The 16,097-nt window shown below is 68.9% G+C and carries 12 protein-coding genes; 8 read left to right on the top strand and 4 right to left on the bottom strand.

All coding sequences use genetic code 11. The features are described 5' to 3' along the window. Positions 1 to 93 precede the first annotated feature (93 nt). On the top strand, positions 94 to 1,089 hold the full coding sequence (locus ACFSJG_RS19515) for an aldo/keto reductase (protein WP_378486904.1): 996 nt from the start codon (positions 94 to 96) through the stop codon (positions 1,087 to 1,089). Between the two features lie 109 nt (positions 1,090 to 1,198). Beyond that, positions 1,199 to 1,414 carry a S4 domain-containing protein gene (locus tag ACFSJG_RS19510; RefSeq protein ID WP_378486903.1) on the top strand — a complete coding sequence of 72 codons (216 nt, stop codon included), beginning with the start codon at positions 1,199 to 1,201 and terminating at the stop codon, positions 1,412 to 1,414. Positions 1,415 to 1,468: 54 nt separating this feature from the next. On the opposite strand, the gene ACFSJG_RS19505 is transcribed toward ACFSJG_RS19510, so the two are convergent. Genes ACFSJG_RS19505 through ACFSJG_RS19495 form a run of 3 tightly spaced genes read right to left on the bottom strand, consistent with a single transcriptional unit; the run spans position 1,469 to position 4,801 of the window. Then, positions 1,469 to 3,127 carry a CotH kinase family protein gene (locus ACFSJG_RS19505; RefSeq protein WP_378486902.1) on the bottom strand — a complete coding sequence of 553 codons (1,659 nt, stop codon included), beginning with the start codon at positions 3,125 to 3,127 and terminating at the stop codon, positions 1,469 to 1,471. Next, positions 3,127 to 3,804: a DUF4956 domain-containing protein gene (locus tag ACFSJG_RS19500; RefSeq protein ID WP_378486901.1), complete on the bottom strand. Its 678-nt coding sequence runs from the start codon at positions 3,802 to 3,804 to the stop codon at positions 3,127 to 3,129. Before ACFSJG_RS19500 ends, ACFSJG_RS19505 begins: the two co-directional genes overlap by 1 nt. A 58-nt stretch (positions 3,805 to 3,862) precedes the next feature. Further along, the gene (locus ACFSJG_RS19495; protein WP_378487188.1) at positions 3,863 to 4,801 is read right to left on the bottom strand and encodes a polyphosphate polymerase domain-containing protein; all 939 of its coding nucleotides are present in this window, start codon (positions 4,799 to 4,801) and stop codon (positions 3,863 to 3,865) included. 743 nt (positions 4,802 to 5,544) lie between these two features. Between ACFSJG_RS19495 and ACFSJG_RS19490 the strand changes: the two genes are divergently transcribed. The 5 genes from ACFSJG_RS19490 to ACFSJG_RS19470 all read left to right on the top strand — a co-directional run bounded on the left by ACFSJG_RS19490 (position 5,545) and on the right by ACFSJG_RS19470 (position 12,929). Then, positions 5,545 to 6,432 (top strand): glycoside hydrolase family 19 protein, encoded by an 888-nt coding sequence (locus ACFSJG_RS19490; protein ID WP_378486900.1) that lies wholly within the window; start codon positions 5,545 to 5,547, stop codon positions 6,430 to 6,432. A gap of 76 nt (positions 6,433 to 6,508) precedes the next feature. Then, positions 6,509 to 7,087: a TetR/AcrR family transcriptional regulator gene (locus ACFSJG_RS19485; protein WP_378486899.1), complete on the top strand. Its 579-nt coding sequence runs from the start codon at positions 6,509 to 6,511 to the stop codon at positions 7,085 to 7,087. Then, positions 7,084 to 8,607, top strand: coding sequence for a flavin-containing monooxygenase (locus tag ACFSJG_RS19480; protein WP_378486898.1), 1,524 nt, complete (start codon positions 7,084 to 7,086; stop codon positions 8,605 to 8,607). The genes ACFSJG_RS19485 and ACFSJG_RS19480 overlap by 4 nt, the downstream gene beginning before the upstream one ends. A 5-nt stretch (positions 8,608 to 8,612) precedes the next feature. After that, entirely contained in the window at positions 8,613 to 10,325 is a 1,713-nt protein-coding gene (locus ACFSJG_RS19475) for a GMC oxidoreductase (RefSeq protein WP_378487187.1), read from the top strand. A gap of 318 nt (positions 10,326 to 10,643) precedes the next feature. Further along, positions 10,644 to 12,929: a VanW family protein gene (locus tag ACFSJG_RS19470; RefSeq protein WP_378486897.1), complete on the top strand. Its 2,286-nt coding sequence runs from the start codon at positions 10,644 to 10,646 to the stop codon at positions 12,927 to 12,929. 21 nt (positions 12,930 to 12,950) lie between these two features. Here the strand turns inward: ACFSJG_RS19470 and ACFSJG_RS19465 are convergent, their stop codons facing one another. Further along, a complete protein-coding gene (locus ACFSJG_RS19465) occupies positions 12,951 to 14,159 on the bottom strand; it encodes an oxygenase MpaB family protein (protein WP_378486896.1) in 1,209 nt (402 codons plus the stop codon). Between the two features lie 150 nt (positions 14,160 to 14,309). On the opposite strand from ACFSJG_RS19465, the gene ACFSJG_RS19460 reads away from it, so the two are divergent. Continuing rightward, positions 14,310 to 16,055, top strand: a complete 1,746-nt coding sequence (locus ACFSJG_RS19460) for an alpha/beta hydrolase (RefSeq protein ID WP_378486895.1) — start codon at positions 14,310 to 14,312, stop codon at positions 16,053 to 16,055. The last annotated feature ends 42 nt before the right edge of the window (positions 16,056 to 16,097 follow it).

Below are 16,097 nucleotides of genomic sequence, written 5' to 3'. Positions count from 1 at the left end.
ATCGAGCGGTAAGGGGAGCCGCGCCGCGCACGGCCTGGAATCACGCTGATTCCAGGCCGTGCGCCGTCCGGTGGGACGTACGAGGATGGTCGCATGACCGTTCGCAACACCACCCTCGCACCCGGCCTCGACGTCAGCGCCCAGGGCTACGGCGCGATGTCGGTGGCCCCCGTCTACGGTCCGGTCGATCCGGACCAGGCCCTCGCCACTCTGCATCACGCCGTCGACATCGGCGTGACGTTCCTCGACACCGCCAACGTGTACGGCGACGGCGCCAGCGAGCGGGCCGTCGGGGAGGTGTTGCGAACCAGGCGCGACGAGGTGCAGCTGGCCACCAAGTTCGGTCTCGTCGGCAACATCGCCGCCGGGCAGCGTGGCATCGACGGTCGCCCCGAGCATGTCGCCGGGTTCCTGGACGCGTCGCTGCAGCGCCTCGGCGTCGACAGCGTCGACCTCTACTACCTGCACCGCGTCGACCCGAACGTCCCCGTCGAGGAGACCGTCGGCGCGATCGCGGAACTGGTTGCCGCAGGGAAGGTTCGGCACATCGGACTGTCGGAGGCGACCGGGGACGAGCTGCGCCGGGCACACGCGGTCCATCCGATCGCCGCGATCCAGAGCGAATGGAGCGTGTGGAGCCGCGACGTCGAACGCCACGTGGTGCCCACCGCGGCCGAACTGGGCATCGGGTTCGTCCCGTACTCGCCGGTGGGGCGCGGATACCTGACCGGGACGTACGACCCGGCCACGCTCGGCGAGTCGGATCTGCGTCGGCGTTTCCCGCGGTTCACCGACGAGGCGCTGGCCGGCAATGCGAAGGTGCTCGGCGTCGTCGAGGACGTCGCCCGGGAGTCGGAGGCCACGGCGGCGCAGGTCGCCTTGGCATGGCTGGACGCGAAGGGCCGCGAGTTCGGGCTGCCGGTGGTGTCGATTCCGGGAACGCGGTTCGCGAGCCGGGTGACCGAGAACGCCGCCGCGCTGGACCTGGACCTGACGGCGGACCAGGTGTCGCGGCTCGACGAACTCGCCGCGATCACGGTCGGGGCCCGCGCCGCCGATCCGACGTGGGTCTCGCTCGGCAGGGAGTGACGCGAGGCTGCCGACGCCCGTGCTCGACGCACCCGGGGTTCACCTGACTGTCGCCGACAGGTCGGGCCGGACGGCGAGACCGTTCACGGACGCGGCTCACGCTGGCGTTATGAGCAACGCACTCGCAGGCACGCCGGTGTGTGACGCACTCGTCGAGCAGAATCCGCACGTCGGCCGAGCGCAGGCGGTGGCCCTCGTGATGGAGGGGCTCGTGCTCGTCAACGGTCGTCCGGCCCGGCACCCCGCTCAGCTGGTCCGGCCGACCGACAAGGTGACGGTGGCGGGCTTCCTGGTGCCGTCCCGGACCCGGCTCGTCGTCGAATGACATCCGGAAGCTGATCCGTCGGAGGAGGATTCGGACGACGGCGGCATCGGCCGGTCAGGTGGTGCTTTGGTCCGCCAGCGCCGAGGTGCGCTGGTCGATCCAGGTGCGCATGTCGTCGACGCTCGACTGCAGGTCCTCGGCGGTGAGGCCGTCCGACACCGGGATGGTCTCGGCGAGTCGCTCGAGGGTCTCGGATGCGAGCCCGCCGCCGTACATCCGGTCGTAGAGGTCCCAGTAGGCCTCGTCGTACACGGCGGTGAAGGCGTCCGATTCGAGGAACCGGGTCTTGAGCTCGTTGGACATCTGCGGTCCACCGCCGCCGATGCCGCCGCCCCGGGTCCGGCCGTCCTGGGCCTGGCCGTTCTGTGTGCCCGCGGCATCGTCGGCGCCGGTACCGCCCGGTGGTGTCATGCCCTCGGGTAACGCCATGCCGTCCGGGGGAGTCATGCCTTCCGGCAACGTCATTCCCTCGGGTGCGGTTGCGGCGCCCGCCCCCGCGCGCCCCCCGCCTCCGGGCATCCCCATCGACACGGCGTCGTGCGGGCCGGTGGTCGCATCGCCCTGCATCGCAAGGTTCAGATCCCAGGAGATCACGCTGATCTCCTCGGTTTCGAGGTCGTACCAGAGGTAGTAGTTCTGGCCGGGGCCACTCATGTCGTCGCCGTTGACGAGCAGGTTCTGCGTGGCCAGGTAGTCGGCGACCGAGTCGACGTCGACCCAGTCGGCGAGGTGCGCGTCGAACTCCTCGTCACTCGCCGTGTCCAGCCACTTCAGGAAGTTGATGATCGGCTGCAGGTTCCCGCTGTCCACGGCGTTGATCTGCTTGAACTGATCGGCGTAGTCGGACTGGTCGTCGCCGACATACTCGAACCGCGAATTCGCATCGGCCTTGTAGAGGTAGCCGTCGGAATCGAACAGCGTGTTCGCGTAGAGGTCGTCGGGGTGTTCGAGCAGCAACCGGGTGGTGGTGGCGCTGTTGTTGACCGAGTACACGGCGTAGGTGTAGCGCTGCGAGGCCTGGTCCGTTTCCGCGGTCAACGAGAGTGACATCGCCTCGTTCAGAACCGGAGAACCGGGCCGGATCGAGATCTCCGTCAATCCCTGGTAGGCGCGACCGGATTCGTTCTCGTCGAAGCTGATGAGCAACGGCAGCGAGGTCGGGTCGTCCTCCGACGCCTGTGACATCCCGCCCATCGGCCCCATTCCCTCGGGCATCTCCATGCCGTCGGGGAACTCCACGCCCTCGGGGAGTTCCATTCCTTCTGGCGGTTGGAATCCCTCACCGCCGGGCATCGCGTTGTCTCCGCGCACGCCCATCAGGGTGGAATTGCCCTTCAGCCGAACCGAGACGTCGTTGACGAAGGTGCCGTCGATCGTGAGGTCGGCGGTGACCCACTTCTTCTCGCCGGTCTTCTGGAACGAGGTGATCATGTCCTGGTACTCGGCGTCGGTGATGTCCAGCGACACCTCGTGGGACACCGAGTCGTCGAACAGGTCCACGGTGCCGGCGATGTTGTCGGTGATCTGCGACGCGATGATCGTTGCGTCACCGGTGATCTGGGGCCGGATTCGGGTTGCCCCGAAAACCGTGGCCATGATCGTCACGAACGCGACGAACACCGCCAGCAGCTTCCAGTGCTGACGCAGCGACGTCGGAATCCGGTGTCGAAACCTGCGTGTGGGTGGGGGACCGTCGGCGAACGTCGGGTGCATCAGATGTCCGTCTGGTCGTATCCGGTCAGGACGGTCACACGCTGTCCGCTGTTGACCGCGCTGAGTGCGGAGATGAGTTCGGTGGACTTCTTGCCCTTCCTCAACTGGGCGGTGTAGTACAGCTCGTTCAACGCGCCGGCTCGAACCGCTTCGGTCGACACGAGCTCGAACTCGGTGCAGTACTGGATCAGGACGTCCTCGACGAGGGCGGCGTACTCCTGCTCCGGCGGTACCTGGACCTTGACGACCTGGCGCTGGACGTCGAGCTTGAACCAGCTGAACTTGTTCATGATCAGCAGCACCAGGCAGATCGCGACGGTCGCGGCGATCGCCAGCAGATAGAATCTCGTGCCTGTCGTCATGCCGATCGCCATCACCAGAAAGATGAAGCCGACGTCACGGGTTTCCTTGATGGCGTTGCGGAATCGCACCACGGACAGTGCGCCGACGAGTGCGAACGCGCGCGCGATATTCGATCCGACGACCAGCATGATCAGCGAGATGACCATGCCGACCATCACCAGCGTCTGCACGTACGACTGGCTGTAGGAAACGTTCTTGTGGGTGTATCGGTATACCCAGCCGATGATCGCGGACAGCACGAACGACAGTGACAACGACACGATGATGTCGAAGGTACTGAACGTACCGCTGAGGTCCTGGAGGTTGAGATTCATGGGGTTCCTGTCGTGATTTTCGTGAATTGCTCAGGGCAGAAGGAAGATCGGGAAGATGTCAGCCCGCCACGCGAGCCTGCGGGTCGAACACGTCGGCGGGGGCCGTGTCGTCGTGTCCGGCCGGAAGCACCAGCTCGGGTGAGCCGGTGCGGGAGCGGGGCGCCATGCCGAACGCCTCGACCGACTGGCAGTACTTCGAGACGCGGATCACCGACATGTTCAGGCGCGCAGTCAGATCGGTCGCCCAGTACGGGACGCGCTCGTTCGCCTTGAGTTCGACTATCGCCAGCTTCGGGGGGATGACGAAGCGGTTCTCGGCCCCGGACGCGAAGTGGAAGTCCCGGTCGCGGCCGTGCACCTTGTGGTCGATCGTCACCCGCAGTCCCAGATCGGCCTCCGTGCCGACGAACGCCTCGCGGAGGTATCCGGTGGTGACGGTGGGCCTCAGGTCGAGGTTGCCGATGAGCGTGGTCACCTCGTTCACGAATGCGCGCTGGCCGGGATCGCACTCGATCTCCTCGCGGCCGTTGAGCCAGCGTTGTGCCACGACGTACGGCAGCGCGATGCGGCGCTTCTGCGTGACGCGGTTGACCCGCTGTTTGATCTCGATCTGCACCGGAGTGTCGTCGGTGCAGTCCTCGGGCAGGCCGTACAGGCGGAGCCGGAGTTTGCGCCGGAACTTGAGGCCCTCGATCTTCTCCCAGTAGAAGCGGAGGTCAGGGGTGTCGTAGTACAGGGAGGTCACCGGGTAGCCGCCGTGGGGCGAGAACGGATCGGTGTCCATCCGGGCCGCGAGCTCGCGCCGCAGCTCGGGGACCTTCATCTCGTCGACGAAGTACTTGATCTCGTACCGGTTGAACGCGTGCAGCTTGCTCGCGGTCTGTTGACAGCCGCTGGCCGGCGATGCAGGCCCTGTCGTGTGGGGCGCGGTGGGTACATCCTCCGTCCGGTGCCCGCCCTCGGATGAGGGGCCGCGGAAGCGGTCGAACAGTCCCATCGCCCAGGTTCCCTTCTGTCGGTTGCCGTACATCTCGCGGTTACTCGTTCAGCACACTCTGTTTGCCTAGTGATTGGGTTCGGCCTCCCTGGGAGTTGGCTGGGAACCGATTCGACGCCGTACGAATGGAGCCCGGTGGCGGGCGGCGTTCGGACCCGATGGGACGGCGGTTCGCGCCCCGGACGGTCACGGGCTGTTATCCGAGCGTTCTTCTCGGTCGAGAAAGGTCACGGCGCGGTGTCGGGCGCCCTTGTTGCGTGCGACACGAACCGGTTGGTCTTCCAACTGCCAGAGGCGCTGTCGTCGGGACATGGGACGAATCGGCTACGGCGTGGAAACGGCACCGCCGCCGCCCGGTCCGAGTCGGGGGTCCGGTTGGGGTCGTCGACGGTCCTGTGCGGCAAAAGCGCACTACAGCAGGTGGATTGTCGATTCACTGCGCGAGAATTCGACGCTGTACAGTACGTTCCCGGCGCGCCGGTGTTGTCGCGGCAGCTCATCACCGGCGCCGACTCCTGCCGTGGGCGAATATCCAGCAACTGTGACTTGGAACATTTTTACGCTGTCAACGTGGCGCTCGTCACGATCGGTTGAAATATCTCCAACACGCCGCGTTACCTGGTTGTGACCTTATTGGTGCGTGGCGGTGATCCACGAGGGCGGGCGAGCTCCCCCTGATAACGCTCACGACACACCCTTCGGTGGCCGGGCCACGTTCCCGGCCGAATCTTGGAGTCAGAGTCTTGCATGTTTCACAGTCGCGCCATGTCCGTGCTGCCGTCGCCTCGGCTGCCCTGATCGCCACCGGGGCCACCCTCGCCGGCATCGGCGTCGCGAATGCGGAGCCGTCGGCCACGTCCACCCCGGCTCGCTACCAGGAGTCGGGCAACATGTTCTCGGCGCTCCGGTTCCCCACGCTGCCCGGAACCGGTTCGACCGCCGAGCAGGCGGTTGCCGACGCCGTGGCCACCCCCGAAGCGGCCGTCGGTGCTTCCGCCGCGGCGTTCATCGCGAACGCTGTGGAGGAGGCGGCACCTGCCGCCGAGCCTGCCGCCGAGCCCGCACCCGCACCCGCACCTGAACCTGCACCCGCGCCTGCGCCCCTGGTGCCTGCCGACAAGCTGGCCCGCATCCTGCCGCAGATGCCGGCGGACAAGATCGCGCAGTACGTCGCGCCTCTCAGTGACGCCATGGTGCGTGGCGGTATCGACACGCCCATTCGCCAGGCGGCGTTCATCGCCCAGCTCGCGGTCGAGTCCGACTCCTTCCGTACCTTCGAGGAGTACGCCTCCGGAAGCGCGTACGAGGGCCGCTCCGACCTCGGAAACACCCAGCCTGGCGACGGTGTCCGTTACAAGGGGCGTGGCGCGATCCAGGTGACCGGCCGGCACAACTACGAAGAGGTCAGCAAGTTCACCGGCATCGACTTCGTCGCGAACCCCGAGCTGATGGCCGCTCCGGAGAACGCGTTCATCACCGCCGTCTGGTACTGGACCTCGCGGAATCTGAACAACATCGCCGACGGACCGGGCATCGTGCGTGTCTCGGAACTCGTCAACGGTGGTCACTACGGTCTCGCCGACCGCATGGCGAACTTCGCCCGCGGACTGGACGTCCTGAGCCACCCCTGATGCCCTGGTCCACGTGACCGGGACGGACATTCGAGAGTTACAAGCAGTCTGGACTGTTTGTTGTTAATGTGACGGTGTGACCCAGGACACCGAGCGTCCGACCCGGACGCAGGCGCAACGCAGCGCCCAGACGCGACAGAAGCTCCTCGACGCGACCATCGACTCACTGGTCGAACTCGGCTACGCCGGGACGAGCACGCAGGGCATAGCCCGGCGCGCCGGGGTCTCCCGTGGAGCGCAGCTCCACCAATTCCCCACCAAGGTGACGCTCGTCGTCGCGGCCGTGGAACATCTCGTCGAGAAGCGGCTCGCGGAGATCCTCGCGACGGAACCCGACCCCGAACGCGGGCTCGAGGTCCTGGTCGAGGCGTTCACGGGACCGCTCTTCTATGCAGCGCTCGAACTGTGGGTCGCCGCCCGCACCGACGCCGAACTGTTCGAGGCGATGGTGCCGCTCGAGCGCCGCGTCAGCGATGCGCTCACCGGAGGCGCTGCCGAGGTGATGGGCGAGCGATTCGGCTCCGACTCCATCGAGCTCAGTATCGAACTGGCACGCGGTTTCGCCGTGTCGGCACTGTTCCGCACCCCGGAAGAGGAGTCGGAACGCCGCAGGCGTCTTCTTCCCGTCTGGGACGAGATGGCGGCCGCGCGATGAGCAACCGGAACGTGGCGTCGCCCGCCCTCACCGAACTCCCCTCTCACACGAGGGTGCTGGTCGTCGGTGCCGGATTCGGCGGCATGGCGGCCGCGGGATCGTTGATCCGCGACGGGCGCGCCGGGGACGTCGTGATCGTCGAGCGCGCCGCCGAGGTCGGCGGGACATGGCGTGACAACACCTATCCGGGATGTGCGTGCGACGTGCCCACCTCCCTGTACTCGCTGTCCTTCGCGCCGAGCCCGGACTGGAGTCACACCTTCGCCGAGCAGCCCGAACTGTTCGAGTACCTCAAGGATGTGGCGACCCGCAGCGGCATCCGTGCCCGCACCCTGTTCGACTGCGAACTCCTCGGCGCTCACTGGGACTCCACCTCCGCGTGCTGGCGGGTGCGCACCAGCCGCGGCGAGATCACCGCGCAGGTGCTGGTCGCCGCGAGTGGAGCCCTGTCCACGCCGAACCTGCCCGACATCGAGGGGCTGGACTCCTTCGAGGGGACTGTCTTCCACTCCGCCGCGTGGAACCACGATCACGACCTCACCGGCGAGCGCATCGCCGTCGTCGGCACCGGTGCGTCTGCCGTCCAGTTCGTTCCGCAGATCGTCGATCGGGCGCAACGCGTCACCGTCTTCCAGCGCACCGCCTCCTGGGTGATCCCGCGCCGCAACCGGACCCTCGGCACCGTCGAGAAGGCGCTCTATCGCCGAATTCCCCTCACCCAGAAGGTGGTACGGGGGCTCGTGTACGGCATGCGAGAGGCGTACGTGGTGGTCTTCGCGTACCTGACGTGGTTGCTGCCCGCCGTCGCGCTCGTCTCGAAGGCTCAGCTGCGGGCGCAGGTCCCGGATTCCCGGCTACGCCGAAAGCTCAAGCCCTCCTTCACCATCGGATGCAAGCGGATGCTGCTGTCGAACGAATGGCTGCCGACGCTGGCACGCGACGACGTGGACCTGGTCGCGTCGGGACTGGAGCGGGTCACCCGGACCGGTGTGGTCGGCTCCGACGGAGTCGAGCGTGCAGTCGACACCATCATCTTCGGCACCGGCTTCACGCCGACCGAGCCGCCCGTCGCGCGACTGCTGCACGGTGTCGACGGGCGCACCCTCGCCGAGCACTGGGACGGCAGCCCCAGCGCTCATCGCGGCGTCACCGTCAGCGGATTCCCGAACCTGTTCCTGATGTACGGCCCGAACACCAACCTCGGGCACAGCTCGATCGTCTACATGCTGGAGAGTCAGGCGACCTACATCCGGGAAGCCCTGGCGTACATGACGGCTCGCCGCGCAGCCGCGCTCGACGTGGACGCCGCAGCGCAGCGGCGCTACGCCTCCCGCGTCGGTGGTGCGCTCGCGACGACGGTCTGGAACAGCGGCGGTTGCTCCAGCTGGTACATGGACGAACGTGGCCGCAACTCGGTGATGTGGCCCACTTTCACCTGGCGCTACCGCGCGCTGCTGAGCAACTTCGACGCCGAGAACTACCGAGCGATCGAGCCCGGAGCCGAGGAGGAGGTCGCGTGAGCGGCGTGGGCGACACAGGTGGCCACGACTACGACGTCGTGGTGATCGGGTCCGGATTCGGTGGCAGCGTCGCGGCACTCCGGTTGACGGAGAAGGGTTACCGCGTCGGGGTGCTGGAGGCGGGCAGGCGCTTCGCCGACGACGAACTTCCCGAGACCAGCTGGCGGCTCCGCCGGTACCTGTGGGCGCCGGCGCTGGGCTGCTTCGGAATCCAGCGGATCCACCTGCTCGCGGACGTGCTGGTGATGGCAGGCGCCGGCGTAGGCGGTGGGTCCCTGAACTACGCGAACACCCTCTACCGTCCGCCGCGCCCGTTCTTCGACGACCCGCAGTGGGGCCACATCACCGACTGGGAGGACGAGCTCGGCCCCTACTACGACCAGGCGGCCCGGATGCTCGGCGTCCGAACCTATCCCGGCGTCACCGCCGCCGATCGCATCGTCCGGGACGTGGCCCGGGAGATGGGCGTGGAGGACACCTTCACAGCGACCCCGGTCGGGGTGTTCTTCGGGCAGCCGGGTGCGGCTGTGGCCGATCCGTTCTTCGGCGGCGCCGGTCCCGACCGCACCGGGTGCACGGAGTGCGGGTCCTGCATGACGGGCTGCCGGGTCGGTGCGAAGAACACCCTGGTCAAGAACTACCTGTACCTCGCCGAACGAGCCGGTGCGCGGATCCACCCGCTGACGACGGTCGCGGGGCTGCGACCGTTGCCCGAGGGTGGCTACGAGATCCGGACCCGGCGCACCGGGTCGTTGCGCCGACGCGAGACGATCCTGACCGCCGCTCAGGTGGTCGTGTCCGCGGGCACGTACGGCACCCAGAAATTGCTCCTCGGCACCCGGGAGAGCGGCGAGCTACCCGGGCTGTCCGCCCGCCTCGGCACCCAGGTGCGTACCAACTCCGAGGCGGTGCTCGCGGCCACCGCCCGCCGGCCCGCGGACCACCACCGCGGCGTCGCGATCACGTCGTCGTTCCATCCCGACGACCACACCCACGTCGAGCCGGTCCGGTACGGCAAGGGCAGCAATGCCATCGGCCTGCTGCAGACCGTCCTCGTCGACGGTGGGGGCCGAGTCCCGCGACCGCTGAAGGCGCTCGCGGCCGTGGCCCGGCACCCGGTTACCTTCGTGCGGGGGCTGTCGGTGCGGCGCTGGTCCGAGCGGACGGTGATCGCCCTGGTCATGCAGACCGGCGAGAACGCACTGGAACTCGGTGTCCGGAAGGGGCCGCGGGGCGGGTTCCGGCTCGTCAGCAGACGGGGGCCGGGTGAGCCTCCACCGACCTGGATTCCCCAGGGTCACGCCGTCATCCGTTCGGTGGCCGAGAAGATCGACGGCGACCCGGGTGGTTCGCTCGCCGACCTGGCAAACATCCCGATGACCGCCCACTTCCTCGGCGGGTGCGCCATCGGGGACAGCGCGGACACCGGCGTCGTCGATCCGTACCAGCGCGTGTACGGGCACCCGGGACTGCACGTCGCGGACGGGTCCGTCGTGAGCGCCAACCTCGGCGTCAACCCGTCGCTGACGATCACCGCGCTGGCCGAGCGGGCATTCGCGTTGTGGCCCAATCGGGGTGAGGCGGACCACAGGCCGCCGCTCGGCACTACCTACCGACGCGTCGATCCGGTGGGACCGCGACGTCCGGTCGTGCCCGCCGATGCGCCCGGTGCGCTGGTCCTCCCGCTGCCGCGAGTTCGGCCGAAAGAAGTGAGCTAGGACACTTTTGTACCGCGCTCTGTGTGTGTTTGTGCAGGTGGTTGACGCTTCACGGGTGCCGCGAACAATGCGCACGGATTTTCTTCCGAGGAGCTGTAACGCCCCGGTGCGAGGCGTCGATAGTCAGGTCGTCCCGCGTTGCAGCCAGACCCCCGACCCGGTTGCAGCGCGGGACCCTGTCGTTTCGCGGCCTGTGGGTGGTCCGGGCGATCGGCGTCCGAGCGACGCCGCGCTGACCGGCGCCCGAGCGGCGCGAGCTACCCTGGCAGTCGAAGCGGGTCCTGGCCCAGCAGAACGACACTACCGGGAGGTCCGCGAATGTCAGGCGGAATCGGCAAGCACTCGGGCGCTCCGCAGCGTCCAGGGTTTCCGCACGGTGAGTCCCCGGACTCCGTGCGACCCGCGGGTGAGCCTGCCGACACGGAGCCCACGACCGACGCCGGTGCCCCCAACGGTGGCGCGGGTCAGGCCGTGGAGCAGGACGGCGTCGCCGAGACCGAGGCGGTCACGGTCGAGGTCCCCACCGCGCACGTCCGCCCCGAGGACGTTCCGACGACGGTGTTGCCGCGGATAACCCCCGACAACGAGACCGCGCCAGCCCCGGGGCCCGGCCCGGCGCCCCAGTCCGCTCCTCCCGGACCCGCAGTTCCCCCTGGACCGTCAGTGGCCGGTGGCTCTGCCCCTCCCCCTGTGCCTCCCTCGGGTCCCGTTGCGCCCGACGGCGCAGGAGGCGATTCGGGTCGTCCCGGCCGGGGTGGCGCCGCGGAGTTCGTCCGGAACCTGTCCGCGCGACAGCGGATCGCCGTGGGTGCGGCCGCGGGCGTCCTCGCGGTCGGCGGAGTCTGGTACGTCCTGGACCTCGCGACCTCCGCCGGAGCGGTGCCGCGCGGCGTGACCGTCGCGGGCGTCGACGTCGGGGGACTGTCCCACGAAGATGCCGAGGCCACCCTGCGCGCCGCGCTCGATCCACGCGCCCAGCAACCGGTGACGGTGCGGGCGGGGGACGTCACCACCGACCTGGTTCCCGCCGAGGCGGGACTGGCCGTCGACTGGCCCGCGACGATCGACCGCGTCGGATCGCAGCCACTCAATCCGATCACCCGTCTCACCTCCTACTTCACCGAACGTGAGGTCGGGGTCACCTCGACGCACGACGACGTCGCCCTCGCCGCCGCGGTCGAGGGCCTGCGCCCGCAGACGGATCGGGCACCGGTCGAGGGTGCCGTGCGGTTCGACGGCGCGACGCCGGTCGGGGTGTCGCCGCAGGCCGGTCAGTCTCTGGACGCCGACGGCGCCGCAGCCGCGCTGACCGACGGATGGGCGGCCGTCGGCGGTGTGGAGGTCCCGGTCACCGTCGAGTCGGTCACCGTCACCCAGTCCGGCGTGGACGAGGCACTGCGCGACGTCGCGACGCCCGCGGTCGCCGCGAACGTCGAGGTCACCGGACGCGACGACAAGAAGGCCGTGCTGGCGCGTGACCAGATCGGAACCGTGCTGTCGTTCGTGCCGAACGGTGACGGCGGCCTGGATCCGCAGTACGGCGTCGACGCCGCGATCGGCGTGCTGGGCCCGCAGCTCGCGAGCACCGAGGTCGCTCCGAAGGACGCGACCTTCAGCCTCGACAGCGGTTCTCCGACGGTGGTGCCCGCTGTGCCCGGCGACATGATCGAGTGGCACAAGACGCTCGAGGCGTTGCCCGCCCTGCTGGCCGGCGAGTCCGGTGACCGCACCACGGCCGCGATCTACGAACCCAAGCAGCCGGAGCTGACGACGGATGCCGCGAAGAAGCTGGGCATCAACGAGGTGATCGGCCAGTTCACCTCGGGCGGTTTCGAATACGCGTCCGGTGTGAACATCCGACTCGCGGCGAGCGAGATCGACGGTGCGCTGGTGAAGCCCGGCGCGACCTTCTCCCTCAACGAGTACACGGGTCCGCGCGGGACGGCGGAAGGCTATGTCGCGTCGGGCATCATCAACAACGGCCGGCCCGACCGCGCGGTCGGTGGCGGCATCAGCCAGCTCGCGACCACCCTCTACAACGCCGCGTACTTCGGCGGCATGGAGGACGCGGGTCACACCGAGCACAGCTACTACATCTCGCGGTACCCGGAGGCGCGGGAGGCCACGGTGTTCGAGGGTGCGATCGACCTGAAGTTCACCAATGCGACGGACACGGGTGTCCTCATCCAGACGATCGGCACGAATTCCGACATCACTGTCAAGTTGTGGGGTACCAAGCACGTCGACGTCGAGTCGGTCACCGGGGAGCGCTACGCGCACACCTCGCCGAACACGGTGACCCTGCCCGCCGGGTCGGACTGCATCGCCTCCGGTGGTGCACAGGGATTCACGACGAGTGACACCCGGATCGTCACCGATCACGGGACCGGTGCGGAGATCTCCCGCGAGACCAGGACCGTGAAGTACGACCCGGTCCCGATCGTTCGCTGCGAGACCGCGCAGCCCGCGCCGGCTCCGGCGCCGGCCGCGCCTGCCGCCGCACCGGCGACACCCGCCGCGACCACTGCGCAGCCGACCGCCGCGGAGCGGAGGCAGGAACGCGCGCGCGAGCGCGATCGTGGGCGGGACGACGAGGACGAGTGATCTGCCGCGCCGGCCCGGGCGTCACGACGGGAGCGGCGCGACGCTCGTGATCTCGCCGCCGAGGATCCGCTGCCGGGCGTCGCGCAACTGCTTCTCGCCGCGCGCCTGAACCCACCGCCGACCGGCCGGGAAGCGGCTCATCACATGGTGTTTCGCGATGTTCACTGCAAGGCGGCCTACCGGGTACCACGGAGGCCGCCGCGGTACGTCGAGCGCCGAGACGGCGGCCGGGCCGAGCAGGGTGGTGGCGAGGGACAGTCCCCGCTCGTACTCGTAGCGGCTGCGCAGCGTCCGGAAGCGGGGGTGGTCGGTGTGCAGCGGCACGTCGACGAGCGCGGCTGCGAGGGCCCGACTGTTCTCGTCCGCCGGCGGTGACGACGCCCCGATCTGGTACATCATGCGAAGCCCGGCGCGTTCGTCGAACGGCAGCCAGTGCTCGTCCACGCCCATCAGCCAGCCCACGTAGCACCACAGGTGCAGGACGGCGTCGGCTTCGCGGCGGGTGTAGCGCATGCCGAGCACGCGGGTGTGGAGCAGGAAGGTGACGGAGAACAGCCCGAGGGTCCCGGCCTGGTCGAACTGGTTGATCGGGAGGCCGCGATCGGCTGTGTCCCAGTCGGTTTCGTGTTCGTGGTGATAGTCGACGAAGGCGTGCATCAGGCGCACGTGGACGGAGAGGGTGAAGCCGTCGCCGAACCGATCCAGTCCGTCGTCGGCGACGCAGCCGTTCCACCAGACGCCTGTCTCGGCGATTCGGCGGACGGTGCGGTCGCCGGTGAGCCTGCCGCTGCCGGTCAGTACGGGCAGCGGGCCGGAGTTGTTGTAGCCGCCGAGCAGCGACCCGTACGCGAGGACGTCCCCCGCATCCTTTCCGACGCGGCGCAGGGTCCGGGCCCCGAGCGCGATCCTGTCGCGATCGACCCAGCCCGGGGTGGCCTCGAGCATCGTGAAGTAGTCGCGCAGTGCGGCGGGCGCGTCGGTGACGGCGTCGATGCCCTGGTGCAGTGCCGTCCGGAACTGGGCCATCGTGACCGTACGGTCCTCGCGCATCGCGCGGACGAGTGCGGCGCTCGGTTCGTCGCGTTCGAGGAGCGCGCGGCGCAGTCGGTGCTCCTCGGCCGGAGTTGCGTCGGGCGAGGGCCACGCGAAGGGGCGCAGCGGTCGGGTGATCCGCGCGCCGTGCGCGCGGTCGCGCATGTAGCGGGTGGGTCCGGGGGCGGTGGTGGTCACCCGTCCAACGGTGCATCTGACAACACCTGTTGTCAATATCCGCGACACGCGAGGTGTTCGGGGCTGCTGCCGTGCGCAGGACGTGTTTCCACGCGACCATGGGTCCGTCCCCGCACGGGGTGGCACGGCTGAGCGCGAGGAGTGGGCTGCGTGGATGGAACCGGGTCGGTTGAGGTGAAGGAGCTGGGCGACGGCACGGAAGTCGGTGCCGCCGAACCCGATCGGCGCGGGACGGACGGCGACGACGGAGCCGCCCCGAGTTCCCGTTGGCGCCGCTACGCGGGACGGTTCACGCTGCCGGGGTGCTGGGGCGCACTCGTCTTCGCGTGTCTCTCGTTCACGCCGTCTCTTCTGCCGCGCGGCGGATTCCTCCAGGGACTGGTCTGGGGCATCACCGCGGCCATCGGCTACGGCCTCGGCGTCTGGGCCGCGGCGATGTGGCGGGCGTTCCCGGACCGTCCGCCGCGCCGTCCGAGCCGTCGGTCGTGGCTGGTGTTCGCCGGGGTCGCCGTCGTGGCGCTCGTGATCGCGTTCGTGCTGGGGCAGTACTGGCAGCACGAGATTCGGGACCTGATGGGCGTGACGCACTACAACATCGCGCTCGCGGTTGCGTCACCGGTGATCGCTGCCGTCACGTTCTGTCTGCTCGTCGCCCTCGGCCGGGGAGTCCGGAGGGCCTATCACTGGCTCGCGAAGTGGCTCGACCGCTGGATCGGTGCCCGGGCCGCCGCCGTCGTCGGCTGGGTGCTCGTGGCGGTGCTGATCTGGTCGGTCGTCTCCGGCGTGCTGCTCAGCGGCCTCTCTTCGCTCGCGAACCAGGCCTTCTCGCTGAAGAACGAGACGACGGCCGAGGGTGTCGAGCAACCGACCTCCGGTCTGCGGTCCGGCGGCCCGGGCAGTCTCGTGCCCTGGGACACGCTGGGTTACGAGGGACAGAAGTTCGTTGCCGGTGGGCCGTCGGGGCAGGAGATCACCGATGTCGTCGGACGTCCGGCGCTGGAACCGATCCGCGCGTACGGCGGCCTGGATTCTGCGGACGACAGCGAGACGCGGGCCGCGCTGGCGGTCGACGACCTCGCCCGGGCGGGCGGCTTCGAGCGGGAGAACCTGCTCGTGATGACGACGACCGGCAGCGGCTGGGTCGATCCCGCGGCGGTTGATTCCTTCGAATACCTCACCGACGGCGACGCGGCGACGGTCTCGATGCAGTACTCCTACCTGCCGTCGTGGATCTCGTATCTCGTCGACCAGTCGAAGGCGCGGGAGGCGGGCCGGGACCTGTTCGACGCCGTCTACGACAGGTGGCTGCAGCTGCCGCCCGACGGTCGTCCCCGCCTGTACGTTGCCGGCGAGTCCCTCGGATCGTTCGGTGGTGAGACCGCCTTCAGTGGCGAATACGACCTGCGCAACCGGACGTCGGGCACCCTGTTCGCCGGTCCGCCCGAGTTCAACACCCTGTTCGGGGAGTTCCGGGATGGCCGGGACGAGGGGAGTCGCGAGGTCGAACCCGTCTACCGGGACGGGAGGACGGTGCGTTTCGCGAACGACGCCGCCGCGGGCATTCCACCTGCGGACCAGGCATGGGACGGCACCCGCGTGCTGTATCTGATGCACCCGTCCGACCCCATCGTCTGGTGGGGTCCCGACCTGATCTTCCGGGAGCCCGACTGGATCGGCGAGGCGCCGGGGCAGGACGTGCTGGAGGACATGGTGTGGATTCCCCTGGTGACGTTCTGGCAGGTCTCGGCGGACCTCCCGTTCTCGACCGGAGTTCCGGGCGGCCATGGACACCACTACACGACCGAGTACGTGGACGGGTGGAACTCGGTGCTGCGACCCGAGGGCCTGACCGCGGACTACCTCGCCCGCGTCAAGGAGGCGGTCGCCGGCGAGTAGGCAACGACACAGCGGCCGTACCCCGGAGTTCCGGGGTACGGC

Source organism: Rhodococcus gannanensis (assembly GCF_042681175.1).
Classification (GTDB): domain Bacteria; phylum Actinomycetota; class Actinomycetes; order Mycobacteriales; family Mycobacteriaceae; genus Rhodococcus_G; species Rhodococcus_G gannanensis.
Note: the sequence above shows the minus strand (reverse complement) of the source record. Positions and strands in the feature narration are given on the sequence as shown.